Origin of the sequence: Chroogloeocystis siderophila 5.2 s.c.1 (genome assembly GCF_001904655.1) — a bacterium.
Classification (GTDB): domain Bacteria; phylum Cyanobacteriota; class Cyanobacteriia; order Cyanobacteriales; family Chroococcidiopsidaceae; genus Chroogloeocystis; species Chroogloeocystis siderophila.
The window spans coordinates 170,827-191,150 of the sequence record NZ_MRCC01000001.1 but is presented as its reverse complement, the minus strand read 5'-3'; the positions used below and the strand labels follow the sequence as shown (position 1 = coordinate 191,150).

Sequence of the window (20,324 nt, the reverse complement as noted above, 5' to 3'; positions counted from 1 at the left end):
ACGTTATTTCATGTATTGCCTGTACCATTGATTGCACTGTTTCCAGTTAAAACTAGATTTTCTAAATTGGTTCCTAATGTGTAGTTTCTCAAAGCTCGTACTGTATCGATTCCGGCATTGGGTGACTCGTTGATAATGTCAAGAGTATTATCGATGATATAAGTATCATTTCCCAATCCTCCGTTAAGGACATCAACACCCGCACCACCATTGAGTGTGTCATTTCCACTTAAACCTCGTAGCAAATCGTTACCGGCAAAACCAAAGATAGTATCAGCAAATTGGGTTCCGGTTAAGGTATCCTTACCAGAGGTTCCATTAATTGTTGCCATATACTTGCATCAATACTAAGAGTAAAATTAGTGAGTTTCTCCATAGCAATCTATGGAAACGAGCAATATCAAGCTGTCTACGCCAATTGACGCAGTCGGATTTTTTTCTATAGTTGAAATACAAATATGCTTTCAACCCTGATACTCTCAGAGTAGATTAATTGAAATACTAAAATAATAAATTTTTGATAAAGTTAGTAACAAAAGAGTGATTAATTTGAAGTTACAATAGAGTTAGACTAACGATGTGTTGTTGAGCTTAATGGTAATTACTTAATTTCAACGCATGAAAGATAACTTTTTATACATATAGTTAAGAGGCAAGAGGTGAAATCCTGTCATAACATGACACTTCCGGTGCGGAGGTTTCCTTAGCATTGTTAGCTGACTGATATTGAGGTTTTAACAATGTCCTCACCAACTCTTCAACTGGTATATTAATTCAATAAAAACTATCTAAATAAAGTATCAGCAACACGGCAGACATCGTACATTTCTTGCACATCGTGGACTCTGAGAATATCTGCACCGTTAGCAATCGCTGCACAACAAGCTGCAGCAGTTCCCCAAACTCGTGCTTTAGGTTCTGGCTGATTTAAGATATGTCCGATAAAACTTTTCCGCGATGGTCCGACTAAAATCGGACAGTTGAGCGCGCGAAAATGAGATAACTTACGAATGATTTCGATACTTTGGTTGTATTTTTTAGCAAAGCCAATACCAGGATCGATAATGATACGATCTTGAGAGATTCCAGATGCGATCGCTGCGTTGATTCTACTCGCTAAAAACGCATAAATTTCCCCGATTAAATCCTCGTATTCGGTATGTTGTTGCATCGTTTGTGGTGTACCGCGAATGTGCATTAATACAATTGGTACACCAAGCGCAGCCACGGTTGGTAACATATCCGCATCAAAAGTCCCGCCAGAAATGTCATTAATGATATCTGCACCAGCCGCAATCGCAGCTTTAGCAACTGTTGCTCGTGTCGTATCAACAGAAATGGGAATAGGTATTTCTGGACGCAAAACTTGTAATACAGACAATACGCGCTCTCGTTCTTCTTCAGGTGAAACTTCTTCTGCACCTGGGCGCGTCGATTGTCCGCCGATATCAAGAATATCTGCACCAGCGGCGACTAAGTGCCGTGCTTGAGCTAGCGCAGAAGGTGGGGTGTTAAACTCGCCACCATCACTAAAGCTATCTGGCGTGACATTCAACACTCCCATCAGGTAGCTACGCTTACCCCACTCAAAAGAGTCTAAGGTTACCATCGAGTTAACTCTAAGTCACCACTACTGATAATTAACAATTCGCGCAAAACTACTTGGTTCTAAACTTGCCCCTCCGACTAAAACACCGTCAATCTCTGGTTGTGCCATAATTTCATCAATATTGTTTGGCTTCACTGAACCACCGTATTGAATTGGCGTATCAGGATAATTTAACTGACTGCGAATTAACCCAATCACGCGGTTTGCTTCAGAGGCTTCGCACGTATCACCCGTTCCAATTGCCCAGATTGGTTCGTATGCGATGATCAGATTTTGCTGATCGACTTTCACCAGATCTTTTTCCAACTGTATCGAAATGAGTGCTTCAGTTTCACCCGCATCGCGTTGTTGCTTCGTTTCTCCTACACACAAAATAGGAGTCAATCCATGAGCTTGGGCTGTTATTAATCTTTTATTGACTGTTTCATCCGTCTCGCCAAAGAATTGTCGCCGTTCACTGTGACCAATGATCGCGTAACGTACGCCAATTTCTGTGAGCATGGGAGCCGCAATCTCACCTGTATAAGCTCCTTGAACTTCCCAGTGGACGTTTTGTGCGCCTAACTGCACGCGGCTTCCGTGAAGATTTTTAGAAATTAACGACAGTGCAGTAAATGGAGCGCATAGCACGACTTCTCGCGCTTCTGGTGTATGCTCCAAACTGGGCATAAATTCTTGCAAGAACTCCAGGGATTCTGCCTGGGTTTTGTACATTTTCCAATTACCGGCAATAACTATTTTTCGCACAGGTGACTCAATCAATCCGAATTTAAAACACGATGAAATGTAAAAACAGTTTAAAGCTTTAAGGGATCAATGTCACATTTTACTTGCGAATTTTATAGCAGATGTTAGAGGAGCAAGGCACTGCTTTGCCCGTAGGGAGTAGGGTTAAAACAGAGTCTATAATGTCACGGATTAACAAAGCGATTAGCTATTAGCCATTCGTATTTAGCTAATTGCCAACCGCTAACTGCTTTGTATAAATTATTGATTTGTTGTTGCGGCTTCGCGCGCTGCGGCGGCTTGGTCAGGATGAATTCCTAGGCGGGTCAGGTTAATCCGACCTTTGCTGTCTAACTCTCTGACTTTGACAATAACTTCATCACCTACTGCAACTTCATCTTCGACTCTACCTACACGGTAATCCGCAAGTTGCGAAATATGAATCATGCCTTCTTTACCAGGCAAAAATTCGACAAACGCACCTATGGGAATAATGCGAGTGACTTTACCCGCGTAAACATCGCCTTCGTTCAGCTTGCGCGTCATACCTTGAACGATGTTTCTAGCGCGTTTGGCTTTGCTTTCATCAATCGCAGAGATTGTCACTGTGCCATCATCTTCGATGTCAATTTTGGCTCCAGTTTCCTCAGTAATACCTTTAATTGTCTTACCTCCAGGTCCAATTAACATCCCGATCATCTCTGGATCGATCTTAATCGTGAGTAGCCGTGGGGCAAAAGGTGACATCTCGGTACGCGGAGTATCGATTGCTTGCAGCATTTTTTCTAAGATGTGCAATCGTGCGGGCAAGGCTTGCTTAATCGCTTGTTCAATTATTTCTAAGGGTAAACCTGGGATTTTCATATCCATTTGCAAGGCTGTAATCCCGCTATCTGTCCCTGCAACTTTAAAGTCCATGTCGCCTAAAAAGTCCTCTATACCTTGAATATCGGTAAGGACGCGGACTTCATCACCTTCTTTAATTAAGCCCATTGCTGCGCCACTGACAGGTTTGATAATTGGGACACCTGCATCCATTAACGCCAGTGTCGAACCGCAAACCGAACCCATCGAAGTGGAACCGTTAGACGAGAGAACTTCGGATACGACGCGGATGACGTAGGGAAATTCATTTTTGGGTGGTAACACTGGAATTAAAGCACGTTCGGCAAGCGCACCGTGACCGATTTCCCGACGCCCTGGAGCGCGCAGTGGCTTGGTTTCTCCTACCGAAAATGGTGGGAAGTTGTAGTGATGAATGTAGCGCTTTTCTAAATCTTGTTGCAGATCGTCGGATAAGTTTTGCGCATCTCCTGGTGTACCTAGCGTACACGCAGATAGCACTTGGGTGAGTCCGCGATTAAATAAGCCACTGCCATGAACTCGTTTCGGCAGAACGTCTACACGACAAGAAACTGGGCGGACTTCATCAAGCTTACGACCATCAACACGAACGCCATCTTCGACAATTTGACGGCGCATCAGTTTTTTGGTCAAGTCTTTGAATATGTTGCCTACAGCTTTGCTATTTGTCGTCGCGGCAACTTGAATGGGGTCTTCTTCTGGAAGTTCGGCGATCGCTGCAACAATTTCTTCTTTGACGGCATCTAACGCAGCATCGCGGTTATTTTTGTCAAGGTCAAATTGCGACAAAATTTGTTTAACTGGTGCTTGGGCGCGATCGCGAATAAACTCGACTAAGGTCGGCTCTACTTCGGCGGGCGGTTCCTCGTATACCGTCTCTATTCCAAGCTCCGCTATCAGGTTTCTTTGCGCCTGAATTAAGTCTTGTACAGCTTCGTAACCGAAATCAATTGCCTCAATGATGTCTTGTTCGGGCAATTGATTAGCGCCAGCTTCCACCATAATTACGCCTGCTGGCGATCCGGCGACAACTAAATCTAAATCTCCAGCTTCAATTTCTGCATACGTGGGATTGATAATAAAGTCATCTCCGACTAAACCAACCCGCACGGCTGCCATCGGACCATCAAACGGTATTTTTGCTAACAGCACTGCCAGCGATGCACCTGTTACAGCTAGTACATCAGGTGGAACTAACTCGTCCATCGATAAAGTTGTTGCGACAATCTGTAAGTCATCGCGCAACCACTGGGGAAATAAAGGGCGTAGTGGACGGTCTATTAAACGGCTAGTTAGAATTGCTTTTTCGGGTGGACGTCCCTCGCGCCGGAGAAAACCACCAGGAATCCGACCAACGGAATATAGTCTTTCTTCGTAGTCTACCGTTAGCGGCAGAAAATCAATGCCTTCCCTTGCGGCAGAGCGGGTAGCTGTTACTAATACAGCGGTGTCCCCAGATTGCATTAAAACTGACCCACCAGCTTGGGGTGCTAGTAGACCTACGGTCAATCTAATATCCCTTCCGTCAAAGGATATTGACCTATCAATCTCTACCATTAAGTTTTTTGTCCTTCTTTGTCACTTTCTTTTTCTGTGGCAATCCTAGCATTTCTAGCCCTATGACTGCCTTGCAGCGGATAAATTAGAAACTAATGTTACAAGAATAGAGGGTAGGGTTTTAGGTCTATGTATATGTCAGTAGAAAAAAGGTTCTATATATTAATTGAAGTATGTTTTTTTACTAACGCTTGTAGCTGATATTTACAGTCTTTTACACAAAGCGTCCATGTATCACATAGACGCCCATTTGCTAAAGCAGCGTATGAAGAATTAGTTAATAATGCTACATCAAAAGATTTTTATGCTTTAACCGCAGCTAGCTTCGTCTTTAAAACCAAAGAAAATCTTGGTGTGATATAACTTAGATGATTGAGATGCAGTACGTTGACTTGCAGCAATCTTGTTGGATCTTTTCAATTGCTATTTTAGTTGTACAATAAATTTAGTATCAATAATATTGATATATTCAGAAAATTTAGTTTGATCTAATATAAATACAAAGTTATTTATCCAAAATAGATATTTTTCTATTCTTACTTACCTTAGCAATAAATATTTTTTTTGCTTTACTGTTGATTTAGATATTTCAATTTAAGAACTTTTAATTAAAGAAGGAAAATCTTTGTTTACGTATAATTTTACCAGGTTGTTTAATTTAGATACTTAAAGCGATAGCAGTTAGAGAATATATCCTTTTAGAATAGTAGAAAATGTTATTTAAAACTTACGCTAGCTAAATTAGCATACTGGTTAGTTTAAATAAACAAAAGTATTTGTGTCAGATCGAGTAATTGGTAAATGGCAATTTTACATGGTAGTTGGCTAGTAGCAAATAACAGCTTATTCATTTGGGGAGAAATGTGGCGGTCTTTGGGTGGGATAGAAGCCGCGTCAACAGCGGAAATTTTAGATCATCCGTTGGTAATGACTTTAGCAGAATTAGATGAATTGCTACGCAAAACTGACTTTTTGCCGCAGGTATCGCGTAATATCTTAAAATCGGCGTTGCCAGTTATGGAAACTGCGACGACTGAACGCAGTCGTAAAGGAAAGACAAAACAAGCGAACAGTGTAGTAGAAATTAAGCGATCGCCTACTGCTATTTTTGCCTTACCAACCGATCCTGATACAGGTTATCCAATTCATTCAGCCGCGTTTTCTTTAGATGCAGACCCTACACTCAAACCTTGGCGTGTGCAAGGTTTATATCTAGATCCTTTAGCGACATTTCAGTTTCTCACTTCGTTACCGTTAGGTAGCGCAAGTCAAGATGAGTATCTAGGAGGCGATTTACGCTTTTGGTCGCACGTTGCGCGTTGGAGTTTGGATCTGCTGAGTCGTTGTAAGTTCTTACCCGCATTAAGCCAATCTAATGATTCATTCGTGGCTAGCTGGCGATCGCTGTTAGATAGCGCCGTCGATACTTCGCGACTCGAAAAATTTGCGAAAATCATGCCTAGTGTTTGTCTAGCTTATCGCACAGGTGAAGAGGACAATGACGCGAGCCAACCGTCGCCACAAGAAGTGATATTAAGCTTTCTGAATAGCACTATAGACGCGCAGATTAGAACTTTCCTCAATGGCACTACGCTACCAAATGCACCCTCTCCGATACCAGAATGGTTACAAGCATTAACAACGCCAGATGAAACCGTCAAAGCCGCACCCAATCAACTCGAAAGATTAGCCGCCGTACTGAATGCTTGGACAGCACCACTTCAGTATCAAATCAACCAAGCTCAAATTCGGACTTGTTTTATCCTACATCCACCGGCAACAGGTAATGAGTGGACACTAGCATACGGTTTGCAAGCCGCTAGCGATCCAGAATTTGTAATCGATGCAGCAAGCATTTGGCGTCATCCGGTTGCTGAGTGGGCGATCGCTGATCGCACAATTCATCAGCCACAAGAGACGTTTTTAAGAGGATTGGGGTTAGCTTCGCGTTTATTTAACCCCATAGCAGCAAGTTTAGACGAGCAATATCCGACATCATGTCGTTTAACGCCGCTTGAAGCCTACGAATTTATCAGATCAATCGCGCCAAGGTTTACTGATAGCGGATTAGGAGTGATTTTACCGCCAAGTTTAGCAAATCGCGAAGGTTGGGCAAATCGCTTGGGGTTGAAAATCCGCGCTGTAACACCGCGCGAAAAACAAGGAGTAGGGCTACAAAGTTTATTAAATTTCGAGTGGGAATTAGCAATTGGCGGACAAACATTATCGAAAGCTGAATTTGACCGCTTAGTAGCGTTAAATAGCCCGTTAGTAGAAATCAATGGCGAGTGGGTAGAACTGCGATCGCAAGACATCAAAACCGCTCAAAGCTTTTTTGCAAGTCGCAAAGATAAGTTATCGCTATCACTCGAAGATGCTTTACGGTTGAGTAGCGGCGACAGCTTGGTGATTGAAAAACTTCCCGTCGTCAACTTTGAAGCAACGGGGGCGCTACAAGAATTAATGTCCGCGCTGACGAATAATCAGGCGATCGCGCTTTTACCACCACCAAAAAGCTTTCAAGGCGAACTGCGTCCGTATCAAGTACGCGGCTTTAGCTGGCTCGCTTTTCTCGAACGCTGGAATTTAGGCGCGTGTCTCGCCGACGATATGGGACTTGGTAAAACGATTCAGTTTATTGCCTTTATGTTACATCAAAAAGAGCAGGAGGCACTAGAAAATCCCACATTACTTGTTTGTCCAACTTCAGTATTGGGTAACTGGGAGCGCGAAGTCAAGAAATTTGGACCGCAGCTAAAAGTGATGCTACACCACGGCGACAAGCGCCCTAAAGGTAAAACCTTTGTCACCGCCGCGCGCAAGCACGATTTAGTCATTACAAGTTATGCGTTGATTCACCGCGATGTTAAAGATTTACAAAGTGTTTCGTGGCAAGGAATTGTACTCGATGAGGCACAAAATATTAAAAATCCTGAAGCGAAGCAGTCGCAATCAATTCGCCAACTCGAATCCGCGTTTCGCATTGCCCTAACAGGAACCCCAGTCGAAAACCGCTTGCAAGAATTGTGGTCAATTTTGGATTTTCTCAATCCAGGTTATTTAGGCACGCGGCAATTTTTTCAACGACGCTTTGCAATACCGATCGAAAAATACGGCGATGTTGATTCTCTCACACAGTTGCGATCGCTTGTTCAGCCTTTTATTCTGCGACGCGTTAAAACAGATCGCGATATCATTCAAGATCTGCCTGAAAAGCAGGAAATGACCGAGTTTTGCGGTATAAGCCCCGAACAAGCCGCGTTGTATCAACAAGTTGTCGAGGAATCTTTAGCGGAAATCGACGCCGCAGAAGGATTGCAACGGCGGGGAATGATTTTAGGATTACTCGTCAAACTCAAACAAATTTGCAATCACCCTGCACAGTATTTCAAGCAAAATAAAATTGCCGAACCGCGTCAGTCAGGAAAGTTACTGCGCCTTGGAGAAATGTTAGAGGAAGCTTTAGCCGAAGGCGATCGCGCGTTGATTTTCACGCAATTTGCCGAGTGGGGTAAACTGCTGCAACCTTATCTACAACAGCATTTACAGCGCGAAATTTTGTTTCTCTATGGCAGTACTTCCAAAAAACAACGCGAGGAAATGATTGATCGCTTTCAGCACGATCCGCAAGGTCCGCCGATTATGATTCTATCTTTAAAAGCTGGTGGTGTCGGGTTAAATTTAACGCGGGCAAATCACGTCTTTCACTTTGATCGCTGGTGGAATCCTGCGGTAGAAAATCAAGCGACAGACCGCGTATTTCGCATCGGTCAAACTCGGAATGTTTTAGTTCATAAGTTTGTGTGTACGGGGACTTTGGAAGAAAAAATTCACGAAATGATCGAAAGTAAAAAAGCTTTAGCCGAACAAGTTGTAGGCGCAGGGGAACAGTGGTTGACAGAATTAGATACCGATCAATTGCGTAACTTACTTGTACTCGACCGTAACGCTGTTATTGATGAGGATGCAGAATGACCAACTTTAGTTTTCAAGCAAGCCGCGAATGGTGGTCGCAACGCTGGCTCGATCTCCTCGATTCCTACCGCTTCAAAAAGCGTCTAGAGCGCGCGCGCAATTACGCGCGTCAAGGTAATATCTTAGGTATCCAATTTGAAGGCGCAAAGGTATCAGCACGCGTCCAGGGTACAGAACCTGAGCCGTATCACGTTTCGCTGTTTTTGGAACCTTTTACGGATGAACAGTGGGGTTACGTCATTGAAACGATGTCGCAACGCGCCATTTTTGCAGCAAAACTCCTAGCGGGCGAAATGCCACCTAATATTGAAGAAGTCTTTACAGCGAATGGGCTATCACTATTTCCGTTTACACTTTCTGAAGTCCGTAGCAAATGCTCGTGTCCTGATAAAGCAAATCCTTGTAAGCATATCGGTGCGGTGTATTATCAATTAGGCGATCGCTTTAGTGAAGATCCTTTTGTCTTATTTCAGCTTCGCGGACGTACCAAAAACCAAATTATTGATGCTTTGCGCGAGTTACGCAGCGCGCACCAAGAAGAAGTTGTTAGTACTGAACCAGAAACGATTTCATCTACTCTAGACAATGCATCAAGTGTCACGAGTGCATCGTTTTGGCAATATCAAGAACCCCTCGATCCCGACTTAGTCGTTATTGCGCCATCAACGAGCAGTGATGTCTTAGAAATGTTAGGTGCAATTCCATTGTCTCACGATCTTGCTGACGATTCTGACGCTAACTCGTCTGAGATACTGATGAACTACTTAGATACGACTTACAAACAGGTGGCTCAGCAAGCTTTCATCGCAGCGATGAACACTGCAGCTAGTTAAAACCTAACGTTGATGATTACCAGAGTTGCATAATTTGTAACTTGGTGTTACTTTATTCCTGGAAAATACTTAGATTATTCAGCCATGCTACCAGGCTGTCAATCTGTATTGATGATATTTCATGAACTAGTACGCAAATCAACTATGTCAAAAAATTATACAAGTAGATTTCAATTTATATTTTTATCAAAGATTATCTTTCGTTATATATAACTTGTTCTCTACTACTAGCCCGATATTATGGTTGGGAAACTTAAATAGAAACAATTAGTCTTAAGCGCTAAGTGTCTTTTGCTTATCAAAAGTTGTGATAGGCGTTTTATAAACTATGAGAGTATACAAATGTAAGACAACCGACTTGAAAAAAGAGAATCTTAACTCAAATAAGAAAGAATGCTATTGTAGAAAGTTCCCAATTGGCTTATGGTTTGATGCTCGCAATAGCCTCGATGCTGAGAGTTTAAAACTAAAGCAGATTTAGGAATATCCTAAGTATTTTAATGAGCTTGTAGAAAAATTGACTAGCATATTATCTAAAATTAGGCAACCTTGACTTTGGCAGACAAAATTTAACGAGTAGAGTAGTTTTTTGCTATGTCTGTTAAGATAATCAATTAATTTTAAAAAACTTACGGCTCATGCTGTAGTAGCTTCAATAACTAGAGAATTTTCATAAATAGATCTATGCCAGAAATTTTGAAACTTGAAGATGCTGTAGAATTCGCCGAAAATCCAGAACCACGGTGTCCATGTGTTCTTCTTCTTGACACATCTGGTTCGATGCAGGGCGAAGCAATTGAAGCACTCAACGAAGGCTTAAAAGTATTTAGGGATGAGTTGAATCGCGACAGCCTTGCTAAAAAACGAGTTGAGGTAGCGATTATTTCTTTCAACTTTGAGGTAAAAGTCGTTCAAGAGTTCGTTACCGCTGATCAGTTTGAGCCACCGACACTTGTCGCGCATGGTTTGACTCATATGGGTGCAGCAATTCATCAAGGGTTAGATTTAATTCAAGCGCGCAAAACTGAATATCGCAACAACGGTATTGCTTACTATCGTCCGTGGGTATTCTTGATTACGGATGGCGAACCACAAGGCGAGTTGGAAAGTCTTGTAGAGCAAGCAGCACAGCGAATTAGAGATGATGAAAATAGCAAGCGCGTTGCCTTTTTTGCGGTGGGTGTCGAGGGTGCTAATATGGATCGTCTTAGCCAAATTGTCGTACGATCGCCATTGAAGTTAAAAGGACTCAATTTTCAGGAAATGTTTATTTGGCTATCAGCTAGTATGCAGCGCGTTTCACAATCGAAGCCAGACGATCAAGTTGCCTTACCACCTCCAGGTTGGGGCACGGTTTAAAATTTGTCGTTGTATTATTCTTCTCTGCTTACCTAGATGCCATCACGCAATCGCTTTGAGTCATTGTCTGTGGAGGAATTAAAGCCACAACATGGGGTACAGGGCGGGGCGTATAGCCGACAAGTGATTCTCCTTTGTAAGCAAGTGAAGTACTTGCACCCGAATCGAGCATCACGGCATCGCGTAATCCAGCTTGAGCGAGTGCTATTCCAAGCGATACTGAATCTATCAGTTTTGTAGAAACCCCAATTGTTGGTTGTCCTAGTTGATTAATACCCCAAAAAGCTCGATGGCGAGCTGCATCATAATCAAATAAACTGCCAAAGGTACTTGCGGGTTGTGGTTGACTGTCTTTGACTAGCCATGCTGCTGCAACAAAGCTATCGGTGACGTTTGGTAATGCGGCGTTTAATCCGGCTAGCGTGTTGTGCTGTTGAGAGTTGAAAGCAACAAATTTAACGGCTTGAGAATTGATAAGTACTAGAGGGCGTCCGTTCAGCTTGCGATTTTCGCTATTATTCCCAGGAACGAATTTGCCACTGTGACTTAATACAGGTCCAATCATGACATTAGAATCAAGGGATTTGAGCGAAAAGAAACCGCCATCGACAGCAGCGATCGCAGGACTTCCTACAAGAATTTGTGGAACTTGATAGCGGCTTTTGGCGTGAATTGTGATTGGTTTACCACCAGTGATGAGGATGAATCGCGAAGAGTCAATCGTGGTTGTTTGAACAGAAATATCCGTCGTAAAGTCAAATTTTACACCCCAAGCAGGTAATTGAGAACCTCCCCACGCACCAGCGATCGCGTGCTTTAAGCGTGATTGTCCAATACGGGCGATCGCCAAAAGACTTTCAGATTCTCCCGCAAAGCGATCTGCCGAATCATCCATTGTTAGTGCAGCTTTATACCCTGCTTGCCCGACAAAGCGCGTCACTCGCGAATCATATTTCCCCGCAGGATACGTGAAGTAATCAATGCTAATCCCTAACTGAGTTTCTAGAATTCGTTTCGATTCAGCGATTTCAAATCGCAATTCAGCTTCTGATAAATCTCTTAAATCGGCGGGATGCGTTACACTGTGAGCCGCGATCGTGACTAAAGGATCAGCCGCCATTTGTCGCAATTGTTCCCAGCTAACGTGTGGTCTTCCTGTATTTTTACCAATATTAGATGTATAAATTGAAAAAGTAGCCGGATAGCCGTATTTTTTTAGTAAGGGATAGACGTATTGATAATGACCGCTGTAACCATCATCAAATGTTAACAAAATTGGCTTTTTTGGTAGTGGTATTCCTGTACGAAGATGAGTAACTAATTGCGCCAAACTAATGGGAGTGAGTTGGTGCGATCGCATTAATTCGAGGTGCGTTGCAAGTTCTTGTGGTGTAACGTCAAAAAAGACTTGTTTTTGTGGCAAGATATCGTGATACATCATGATTGGTACTCTTGCCTGCTTTGCTCTGACGTGCAAGTTTGGTGTTGGAGGGGGATTCAAGTAAGCTGCAAGCCAAGGTCCAAGATCTTGTACAAGTTTTGGAATCAAAGTTTGTGGCGCATCTACCCAACTTGCAAGCTGGATTGTTGAATTTGCTATATTCTGCTGAATAGCACTCGGTTCTCGACACGCATTTGCTAACGCAGGTGCTGGCAAAGGTATTGCTAGCCCAATAACGCTAAAACCGCAGTAAAAACGGGCATTTAGAATCCGCTTTTGGTATATTTTCATATTGTTTGCACGCGACAAGCATCATCTCAAAGAAATGCCTGCGTCATGGCAGGTAGTTGAAGTCAATTACACCCTACTCATGAAGCGTTAAGGGTGTGCTAGCAACTTATTAACAAACAACTAAATTCGCTTTAAGCTGTTTTCATCTCGCTATCAAGAATAAGATTTCCAGAAGCGGCTACTGACCAAACTCTACTCTTGCCTGTTCAACCAACTCTACTGTGACAACTTCTTGCCCTGCGGCACGCGCTAATTGCTCAATTCGTGCTTTAGCTTGAGTTCGCGCAAAAAAAGGAATGTTTTTTAGCTTGGCTTTAGCTTCAGGTGTCCATCGCAAAGCCTCTAAAGATTCAAAGTCGTTCATAACTATTACTTATGATATAATGCCATGTCACTTTGAATTTACTACAAATAGGCAGCAGAGGGGCAGAGGAGAAATGATTTGTCGTTTTTATTTGTTGAAATGGTATAACATGACTATCCAAGTTGTGTTGAAATTAAGAAAAGCTTTTCTCATCGAATTTTCAAAAAAAATAGCTCCTGTACAAACACAGGAGCCAGAATATTATTCACGAACTATTAGTATTGACAAAAGCAAAATATGTTTGTTGCTTAGTCAATATCTCCCATCGCCATTACTGGCTCGTTCTCGCGGTTAATACCTTTTTCAAAACCAGCTACTGCTGCTCTTGCGCGACCCGCGTGCCACAAGTGACCCACGAGGAAGAAGAAGAACATAATAAAGTGGAAAGCAGCTAGCCAAGAACGTGGAGATACGTAGTTAAACGAGTTAATCTCGGTTGCTACACCACCGACAGAATTGATCGAACCTAGAGGTGCGTGTGTCATGTACTCAGCAGCACGACGCGCCTGCCATGGCTGAATATCGTTCTTGATTTTGTCTAAATCAAGACCATTAGGACCGCGCAGCGGCTCTAACCAAGGCGCGCGGACATCCCAGAAGCGCATTGTTTCACCACCGAAGATGATTTCACCAGTGGGAGAGCGCATCAAGTACTTACCCAAACCTGTAGGACCTTGCGCGGAACCAACGTTAGCACCCAAGCGCTGGTCGCGAATCAAGAAGGTCAATGCTTGAGCTTGCGATGCTTCGGGACCTGTAGGACCGTAAAATTCGCTGGGATAAACAGTGTTGTTAAACCAAACAAAGCAAGTGGCAATAAACGCCATCAAGGATAAAGCACCTAAGCTATAAGATAGGTAAGCTTCCCCCGACCAGATCAAAGCACGACGTGCCCAAGCAAAAGGCTTAGTCAGAATGTGGAAAATACCGCCAGAAATCAGCAGCAGCGCGACCCAAATGTGACCGCCAACAACATCTTCTAGGTTATTTACACTGACAATTGAGCCTTCACCACCAAACGGAGATTTGAGCACGTAGCCAAAGATCACCGCTGGGTTTAGCGTTGGGTTAGAGATCACGCGCACGTCACCACCGCCAGGTGCCCAGGTGTCGTAAAGACCACCAACAAACATTGCTTTAATTACCAGCAATAGCGCACCGCATCCTAGAATGATGAGGTGGAAACCGATGATGCTAGTCATCTTGTTCTTGTCTTTCCAGTCGTAACCGAAGAAGGAAGAGTATTCTTCTAAGGTTTCTGGACCGCGAATTGCATGGTAGATGCCACCAAATCCAAGAACTGCTGAAGAAATGAGGTGGAGTACACCAACTACAAAATAAGGGAATGTGTTAATAACTTCACCACCAGGACCCACGCCCCAACCTTGTGTAGCAAGGTGAGGTAGCAAAATGAGTCCTTGCTCATACATTGGCTTTTCTGGAATGAAGTGCGCGACTTCAAATAAAGTCATTGCTCCAGCCCAGAAGACAATCAAGCCAGCGTGGGCTACGTGAGCACCCAGTAACTTACCAGATAGGTTAATTAAACGGGCATTACCTGCCCACCAGGCAAAACCGGTCGATTCTTGGTCGCGACCGCCGCCCATTATTAAATCGCGATTAAAAGAGGCATTATAAGGCGTTTCCACGGGGTAGTACCTCCTCAGGGAATTGGAAATGCTCGTGAGGCTGGTCTTGGGGAGCCATCCAAGCCCGAATACCTTCATTGAGCAGAATGTTTTTGGTGTAGAATGTCTCGAATTCGGGGTCTTCTGCCGCACGCAACTCTTGCGAGACGAAATCATACGCCCGCAAGTTGAGCGCTAAACCGACAACTCCTACCGCACTCATCCACAAGCCAGTGACCGGCACAAACAACATGAAAAAGTGCAACCAACGCTTGTTGGAAAACGCAATCCCGAAAATTTGCGACCAGAAACGGTTCGCGGTCACCATGCTGTAGGTTTCTTCCGCTTGTGTTGGGTTGAACGCACGGAACGTGTTGGCTTTGTCACCGTCTTCAAACAGTGTGTTCTCTACGGTTGCACCGTGAATCGCACACAACAGCGCCCCACCTAACACTCCGGCTACTCCCATCATGTGGAAGGGGTTGAGTGTCCAGTTGTGGAATCCTTGGAAAAATAGCAAGAAGCGGAAAATCGCTGCTACGCCAAAGCTGGGAGCAAAAAACCATCCTGATTGTCCCAAGGGGTACATCAAGAACACGCTGACGAATACCGCAATCGGTGCACTGAATGCCAACGCGTTGTAGGGCCGGACTCCCACTAGGCGGGCAATCTCAAATTGCCGGAGCATGAAGCCAATCAGGGCAAATGCTCCGTGTAGTGCTACGAATGTCCACAATCCGCCCATCTGACACCAACGTGTGAAGTCCCACTGCGCTTCTGGCCCCCACAAGAACAGCAATGAGTGTCCCATGCTGTTTGCTGGTGTTGATACTGCTACTGTTAAGAAGTTGCATCCTTCTAAATATGACGATGCAATTCCGTGCGTGTACCACGATGTGACGAATGTTGTTCCGGTTAGCCATCCCCCTAACGCCATGTACGCGCAGGGAAATAGTAACAGTCCTGACCACCCGATGAATACGAATCTATCTCGTTTTAGCCAGTCATCAACGACGTCGAACCATCCTCGACTCGTTGCCTGTCCTACTGCTATTGTCATTGAACTATAATCCTCGCGGTTTACTAAAAATTGCAACTCATTTGAGGAATTAAATTTTTGACACTCTTCACTACGCCAAGTAGCGAAAATTTATGAGAAAATACCTACAAACCAAAGTTTGCTGTTTCCTCAAGGGTCTGTCAAATTGCCCTACCACTTTCTGGTTATCCAGTCTATGGTTTTTAATCTTTCTTAACTTATCACATTATTCACGCTCTGTAACCAGTCCAGCTATATGGGATTATGGTTTTAGCATTAGCTTCTTAATATAATAGATATCAGAAATTTTACAATTTGACACAAGTTTTCTCAGGAATGTAGGCAATTTGGCAAAATCTAACAGCTTAACGTTTTTTAAAGTTTTAGAATCAGCAGGGTAGATTAATGACTTTATCATCAACCAAGAATACGGGTGACTTTGCACAAGATAACTCTGCTTCTCAGGTTCTTCATCAGAAAATTTTAGGCTCAAGGCGTTTTAGTAACTACTGGTGGGCAACAGTTGTCTCGTTGGGAGCAACTGGGTTTTTGCTTGCTGGACTGTCGAGTTATTTCAAAATCAACTTACTTCCGTTTGCTACACCTAATGAAATTACGTTTGTTCCGCAAGGTTTGGCGATGACTTTTTATGGTGCTGCGGGCTTACTATTAGCACTGTATCTTTGGGTTGTCGTTATCTTAGATGTAGGGGGCGGTTACAACGAATTCAACAAAGAGACAGGCAAAGTCCGCATCTTTCGCTGGGGATTTTGGGGGAAAAATCGACGAATTGAAATCGATTTTCCAACACAAGATGTGCAAGCAGTACGAGTAGAAGTCAAAGAAGGTTTGAACCCGCGTCGGGCTTTGTATTTGCGGGTGAAAGGTCGGAGAAACGTCCCACTTACCCGTGTAGGGCAGCCACTGTCATTACAAAAGCTGGAAACCGACGGTGCACAACTTGCTCGGTTTTTAGGCGTGCCACTCGAAGGTTTATAATCAGATTTTGCAATGATGATGAAACACTCAGGTTGAGTGAGTAACATAATGCATCGAAAAATTCAGTTGTTGTTTGCTGTGTTGCTGATTGGTGGTTTGATGTTAGGCGGATGCACACCCGATCAAGCTTCTGTCTCTTCGCCAACTTCTCCAGCAACGCAGACAACATCGCCTACTACAACACCTACTACTCAAACGAGTAGTCCACAAATGAACTTACCTGTATTAGAAGGAACTGCCACCGTTGTGATGACGGTTAATAGTTCGCCGATTACGATTGAAGTCGATGGCAAAAATGCCCCAGTCACCGCAGGCAATTTTGTTGACCTTGTGCAACGCGGTGTTTATGACGGATTAGTTTTCCATCGTGTTGTCCGCCAGCCGGAACCTTTTGTTGTTCAAGGTGGCGATCCGCAAAGTAAAAACCCAAACTTCCCTCCACAGCGCTTAGGCACTGGTGGATTTATCGATCCAAATACAGGAAGCGAGCGCTTTATTCCTTTAGAGATCAAACCTAAAGGTGCTGCCGAACCAGTTTATAGTCAAACTTTTGAGAAAGCTAGGATCTCAACACCGCCACAGCTACCTCATACGCGTGGCGCAGTCGCGATGGCGCGATCGCAGCAGCCAGATTCTGCTTCATCACAGTTTTACTTTGCTTTAGCCGATTTGCCATTTTTAGACGGTAGTTATGCAGTGTTTGGTTATGTAACCGATGGCATGGATGTCGTCGATCAAATTCAGCAAGGCGATCGCATCGAATCGGCTCAAGTAACCCAAGGTGCGGAAAACTTACGAGGTGGGCAATAGTTAAAGAGTATTGAGGGATTTAACAGAGGTGAAAAGAGAATAAAAACTAGCATTAGGATCTTCTATTAGCAGCAGATCTTCACTCACCCCTGAATTGTGGATGTTGTTGTTACTGGTATTGGCTTAATCTCGTCTTTAGGTACAAACCTAGAGACGAGTTGGCAAAATTTACTAGTTGGTCAGTCTGGAATTCGCTTACAGCAGCCGTTTGCAAAACTCAACCCACGACCGTTAGCACTGATCGCACAGCAGCCAGCTGAGTTAGAAGATCTTGCTTGGCTGGCGATCGCATCAGCAATTAAAGATGCAGGATTAAAATTGCCACTACCCGAATGTGGCGTGGTTATAGGCTCAAGTCGCAGCCATCAAGCGGCGTGGGAAGACTTGGCACGACAGATATATTTTGACGTACCAGAAATAGCTCTAGAAAGATGGTTGGACAAATTACCACACGCACCAGCGATCACAGCAGCACGTCAAATTGGCGCAAAGAATTCAGTTTTAGCGCCGATGGCGGCGTGTGCAACAGGGATCTGGACAATTGCGCAGGCGTATGAACTAATTCAAACAGGGCAATGTCAACGCGCACTCGCTGGTGCCGTTGAAGCACCAATAACACCACTGACATTGGCTGGTTTTCAGCAAATGGGGGCATTGGCACGAACTGGAGCGTATCCTTTTGATCGCGATCGCGAAGGACTTGCGTTAGGGGAAGGTGCGGCGATGTTTGTTCTAGAAACCGCCAAGCAAGCAAAGGAACGTCAGGCAAAAATTTACGGGCAAATCCTCGGCTTTGGCTTGACGTGTGATGCTTATCACGCAAATACACCTGAACCTCAAAGTCGAAGCGCGATCGCAGCAGTCAAGCAATGTTTGGAACGTAGTAAATTATTGTCAACAGACATTGACTATATCCACACGCACGGTACAGCAACCAAGCTCAACGATCAAAGCGAAGCAAATATACTACAAATGTTGTTTCCGCACGGCGTTGCTGTCAGTTCCACTAAGGGAGCCACAGGACATACTTTAGGTGCTTCTGGTGCTTTGGGTACTGCTTTTTGCTTAATGGCATTACGCGATCAATTATTACCCCCGTGTGTCGGATTGCAAACACCAGAGTTTGATTTAGACTTCGTTACCACACCACGCCGAGGTAAGATTCATTCGGTTCTTTGTTTTAGTTTCGGTTTTGGCGGACAAAATGCTGTAGTAGCATTGAGAAAATTTGATGAATAAAATCCTCAATGTTCCACAATGAGTCTTACCGAAGAAATTCTCTCTCAATTGCCTGGCAACATCCTCAACAGTTTACGTCGTAGCGATCGCCTTTTAGCATCAATCAGAGAAGGTAACAATCCCGTACCCCTAGTAATTCACCAAGATCGGGAAGCTTTAGGGACAGTTGATTGGGATGTGGTTATCTGTGGCGGAACATTAGGGATTCTAATCGGCTGTACTTTAGCACAACGAGGATGGCGTGTAGCACTTGTTGAACGAGGAATTTTGCGCGGTAGAGATCAAGAGTGGAATATCTCGCGCCAAGAGTTGGAGGTTTTTTTAGAACTTAACATACTCACTGAAGCTGAGTTAGAACAAGCGATCGCTACCGAATACAATCCCGCCCGCGTTAGCTTCCATAATGGTGTCGAAGTATGGGTACGCGATGTTTTAAATATTGGTATCGATCCAGTTTATTTATTAGAAACGCTTAAATCAAAGTTTCTCGCAGCTGGCGGTAAATTGTTCGAGAACACACCCTTTGTCAGCGCTACAGTGCATCCTAATGGCGTTGCTGTCAAGACAGGAGACGCCCCACTCAACACGCGTTTGCTACTTGATGCCATGGGGTACGCTTCTCCTATTGTTCAGCAAGCCCGACAAGGAAAAAAACCGGATGGAATTTGCTTAGTCGTGGGAAGTTGTGCGACTGGCTTTCCTGAGAATGATACTGGAGACTTACTCGTCTCTTTTACCCCGCTACAAAACCAATGTCAGTACTTTTGGGAAGCGTTTCCCGCACGCGACGGGCGAACAACGTATTTGTTTACATACATGGATGCACATCCGCATCGCCCTACTTTAGAAGATTTGTTTGAGGATTATCTGCGCTTAATGCCAGAGTATCAGAATGTCACGTTAGATCAGTTACAACTGCAACGAGCATTGTTTGGCTTTTTTCCTTCTTATCAACAAAGCCCTTTACGTCTTGCGTGGAATCGCATTTTACCAATTGGCGATAGTAGTAGTAGTCAGTCTCCCGTTAGCTTTGGTGGTTTTGGTGCAATGATTCGTCATCTCCAGCGTTTAACTTTTGGTATTCATGAAGCGCTGAGTTGCGATTCCCTTTCCGTACAGGCTTTAGCACTCCTACAACCTTATCAACCCAATATTAGTGTCACCTGGCTATTTCAAAAAGCAATGAGTGTAGGTGTCAATCAAAAAGTTGCACCCGATCAAATCAATCAACTCTTGTCAGCCGTATTTCAAGAAATGAATTTGTTAGGAGATTCGGTATTAAAACCATTTCTACAAGATGTTGTCCAATTTCCGGCGTTAACAAAAACACTGCTAAGAACAGGATTTATGCATCCCGTATTAGTTGCTAAAATCATTCCCCAGGTGGGATTAAATCACTTATTGACTTGGATGTTCCATTTTTTGAGTTTAGGTGTTTATTCTGGTTTAGCTCAATTAACCGCACTACAGGTGTGCAGCAAAAATTTACCTGATGTACCTCGGTACTACTGTCAAAGATTGATTGATGCGTGGAAGTATGGTTCTGGTAGCGACTATAGCAAAAGTCAGAGTTAATAAAACAGAGACTTG

General features: G+C 43.8%; 15 protein-coding genes. 7 read left to right on the top strand and 8 right to left on the bottom strand.

What is annotated here, in order from left to right; translation table 11 throughout:
* Window positions 1-8 precede the first annotated feature (8 nt).
* From NIES1031_RS24100 to NIES1031_RS00845, 4 genes are all read right to left on the bottom strand, one after another.
* Window positions 9-332: a calcium-binding protein gene (locus NIES1031_RS24100; protein WP_073547667.1), complete on the bottom strand. Its 324-nt coding sequence runs from the start codon at window positions 330-332 to the stop codon at window positions 9-11.
* A gap of 452 nt (window positions 333-784) precedes the next feature.
* Entirely contained in the window at window positions 785-1,609 is an 825-nt protein-coding gene (gene folP, locus NIES1031_RS00855; RefSeq protein WP_073547666.1) for a dihydropteroate synthase, read from the bottom strand.
* Window positions 1,610-1,630: 21 nt separating this feature from the next.
* Window positions 1,631-2,356 (bottom strand): triose-phosphate isomerase, encoded by a 726-nt coding sequence (gene tpiA, locus NIES1031_RS00850; RefSeq protein ID WP_073547665.1) that lies wholly within the window; start codon window positions 2,354-2,356, stop codon window positions 1,631-1,633.
* Window positions 2,357-2,596: 240 nt separating this feature from the next.
* The gene (locus tag NIES1031_RS00845) at window positions 2,597-4,756 is read right to left on the bottom strand and encodes a polyribonucleotide nucleotidyltransferase (protein WP_073547664.1); all 2,160 of its coding nucleotides are present in this window, start codon (window positions 4,754-4,756) and stop codon (window positions 2,597-2,599) included.
* Between the two features lie 801 nt (window positions 4,757-5,557).
* Between NIES1031_RS00845 and NIES1031_RS00840 the strand changes: the two genes are divergently transcribed.
* The 3 genes from NIES1031_RS00840 to NIES1031_RS00830 all read left to right on the top strand — a co-directional run bounded on the left by NIES1031_RS00840 (window position 5,558) and on the right by NIES1031_RS00830 (window position 10,923).
* On the top strand, window positions 5,558-8,731 hold the full coding sequence (locus tag NIES1031_RS00840; protein ID WP_073547663.1) for a DEAD/DEAH box helicase: 3,174 nt from the start codon (window positions 5,558-5,560) through the stop codon (window positions 8,729-8,731).
* Window positions 8,728-9,564: an SWIM zinc finger family protein gene (locus NIES1031_RS00835; RefSeq protein ID WP_073547662.1), complete on the top strand. Its 837-nt coding sequence runs from the start codon at window positions 8,728-8,730 to the stop codon at window positions 9,562-9,564. Before NIES1031_RS00840 ends, NIES1031_RS00835 begins: the two co-directional genes overlap by 4 nt.
* Window positions 9,565-10,248: 684 nt before the next feature.
* The gene (locus NIES1031_RS00830; protein ID WP_015188631.1) at window positions 10,249-10,923 is read left to right on the top strand and encodes a vWA domain-containing protein; all 675 of its coding nucleotides are present in this window, start codon (window positions 10,249-10,251) and stop codon (window positions 10,921-10,923) included.
* A 28-nt stretch (window positions 10,924-10,951) separates the two neighbouring features.
* Here the strand turns inward: NIES1031_RS00830 and NIES1031_RS00825 are convergent, their stop codons facing one another.
* The 4 genes from NIES1031_RS00825 to psbD all read right to left on the bottom strand — a co-directional run bounded on the left by NIES1031_RS00825 (window position 10,952) and on the right by psbD (window position 15,707).
* Window positions 10,952-12,655 (bottom strand): polysaccharide deacetylase family protein, encoded by a 1,704-nt coding sequence (locus NIES1031_RS00825; protein ID WP_073547661.1) that lies wholly within the window; start codon window positions 12,653-12,655, stop codon window positions 10,952-10,954.
* Between the two features lie 178 nt (window positions 12,656-12,833).
* Window positions 12,834-13,019: a PCP reductase family protein gene (locus NIES1031_RS00820; RefSeq protein WP_015188629.1), complete on the bottom strand. Its 186-nt coding sequence runs from the start codon at window positions 13,017-13,019 to the stop codon at window positions 12,834-12,836.
* A 248-nt stretch (window positions 13,020-13,267) separates the two neighbouring features.
* Window positions 13,268-14,626: a photosystem II reaction center protein CP43 gene (psbC, locus tag NIES1031_RS00815; protein ID WP_073547823.1), complete on the bottom strand. Its 1,359-nt coding sequence runs from the start codon at window positions 14,624-14,626 to the stop codon at window positions 13,268-13,270.
* A gap of 25 nt (window positions 14,627-14,651) precedes the next feature.
* Window positions 14,652-15,707, bottom strand: a complete 1,056-nt coding sequence (gene psbD, locus NIES1031_RS00810) for a photosystem II D2 protein (photosystem q(a) protein) (RefSeq protein WP_073547660.1) — start codon at window positions 15,705-15,707, stop codon at window positions 14,652-14,654.
* A 384-nt stretch (window positions 15,708-16,091) separates the two neighbouring features.
* On the opposite strand from psbD, the gene NIES1031_RS00805 reads away from it, so the two are divergent.
* The 4 genes from NIES1031_RS00805 (at window position 16,092) to NIES1031_RS00790 (ending at window position 20,309) form a co-directional block, all read left to right on the top strand.
* Window positions 16,092-16,685 carry a photosystem I assembly protein Ycf4 gene (locus tag NIES1031_RS00805; RefSeq protein ID WP_073547659.1) on the top strand — a complete coding sequence of 198 codons (594 nt, stop codon included), beginning with the start codon at window positions 16,092-16,094 and terminating at the stop codon, window positions 16,683-16,685.
* A gap of 48 nt (window positions 16,686-16,733) precedes the next feature.
* Window positions 16,734-17,495, top strand: coding sequence for a peptidylprolyl isomerase (locus tag NIES1031_RS00800; protein WP_073547658.1), 762 nt, complete (start codon window positions 16,734-16,736; stop codon window positions 17,493-17,495).
* A gap of 96 nt (window positions 17,496-17,591) precedes the next feature.
* Window positions 17,592-18,734: a beta-ketoacyl-ACP synthase gene (locus tag NIES1031_RS00795; protein WP_218596611.1), complete on the top strand. Its 1,143-nt coding sequence runs from the start codon at window positions 17,592-17,594 to the stop codon at window positions 18,732-18,734.
* Between the two features lie 18 nt (window positions 18,735-18,752).
* Window positions 18,753-20,309 (top strand): FAD-dependent oxidoreductase, encoded by a 1,557-nt coding sequence (locus NIES1031_RS00790; RefSeq protein WP_073547656.1) that lies wholly within the window; start codon window positions 18,753-18,755, stop codon window positions 20,307-20,309.
* The last annotated feature ends 15 nt before the right edge of the window (window positions 20,310-20,324 follow it).

Excerpts from the sequence above, each read along its gene's own strand:
- NIES1031_RS24100 (WP_073547667.1), bottom strand. The coding sequence starts at position 332 with ATGGCAACAATTAATGGAACCTCTGGTAAGGATACCTTAACCGGAACC.
- folP (WP_073547666.1), bottom strand. The coding sequence starts at position 1,609 with ATGGTAACCTTAGACTCTTTTGAGTGGGGTAAGCGTAGCTACCTGATG.
- NIES1031_RS00845 (WP_073547664.1), bottom strand. The coding sequence starts at position 4,756 with ATGGTAGAGATTGATAGGTCAATATCCTTTGACGGAAGGGATATTAGA.
- NIES1031_RS00840 (WP_073547663.1), top strand. The coding sequence starts at position 5,558 with ATGGCAATTTTACATGGTAGTTGGCTAGTAGCAAATAACAGCTTATTC.
- NIES1031_RS00835 (WP_073547662.1), top strand. The coding sequence starts at position 8,728 with ATGACCAACTTTAGTTTTCAAGCAAGCCGCGAATGGTGGTCGCAACGC.
- NIES1031_RS00830 (WP_015188631.1), top strand. The coding sequence starts at position 10,249 with ATGCCAGAAATTTTGAAACTTGAAGATGCTGTAGAATTCGCCGAAAAT.
- NIES1031_RS00825 (WP_073547661.1), bottom strand. The coding sequence starts at position 12,655 with ATGAAAATATACCAAAAGCGGATTCTAAATGCCCGTTTTTACTGCGGT.
- NIES1031_RS00820 (WP_015188629.1), bottom strand. The coding sequence starts at position 13,019 with ATGAACGACTTTGAATCTTTAGAGGCTTTGCGATGGACACCTGAAGCT.
- psbC (WP_073547823.1), bottom strand. The coding sequence starts at position 14,626 with ATGGGCGGCGGTCGCGACCAAGAATCGACCGGTTTTGCCTGGTGGGCA.
- psbD (WP_073547660.1), bottom strand. The coding sequence starts at position 15,707 with ATGACAATAGCAGTAGGACAGGCAACGAGTCGAGGATGGTTCGACGTC.
- NIES1031_RS00805 (WP_073547659.1), top strand. The coding sequence starts at position 16,092 with ATGACTTTATCATCAACCAAGAATACGGGTGACTTTGCACAAGATAAC.
- NIES1031_RS00800 (WP_073547658.1), top strand. The coding sequence starts at position 16,734 with ATGCATCGAAAAATTCAGTTGTTGTTTGCTGTGTTGCTGATTGGTGGT.
- NIES1031_RS00790 (WP_073547656.1), top strand. The coding sequence starts at position 18,753 with ATGAGTCTTACCGAAGAAATTCTCTCTCAATTGCCTGGCAACATCCTC.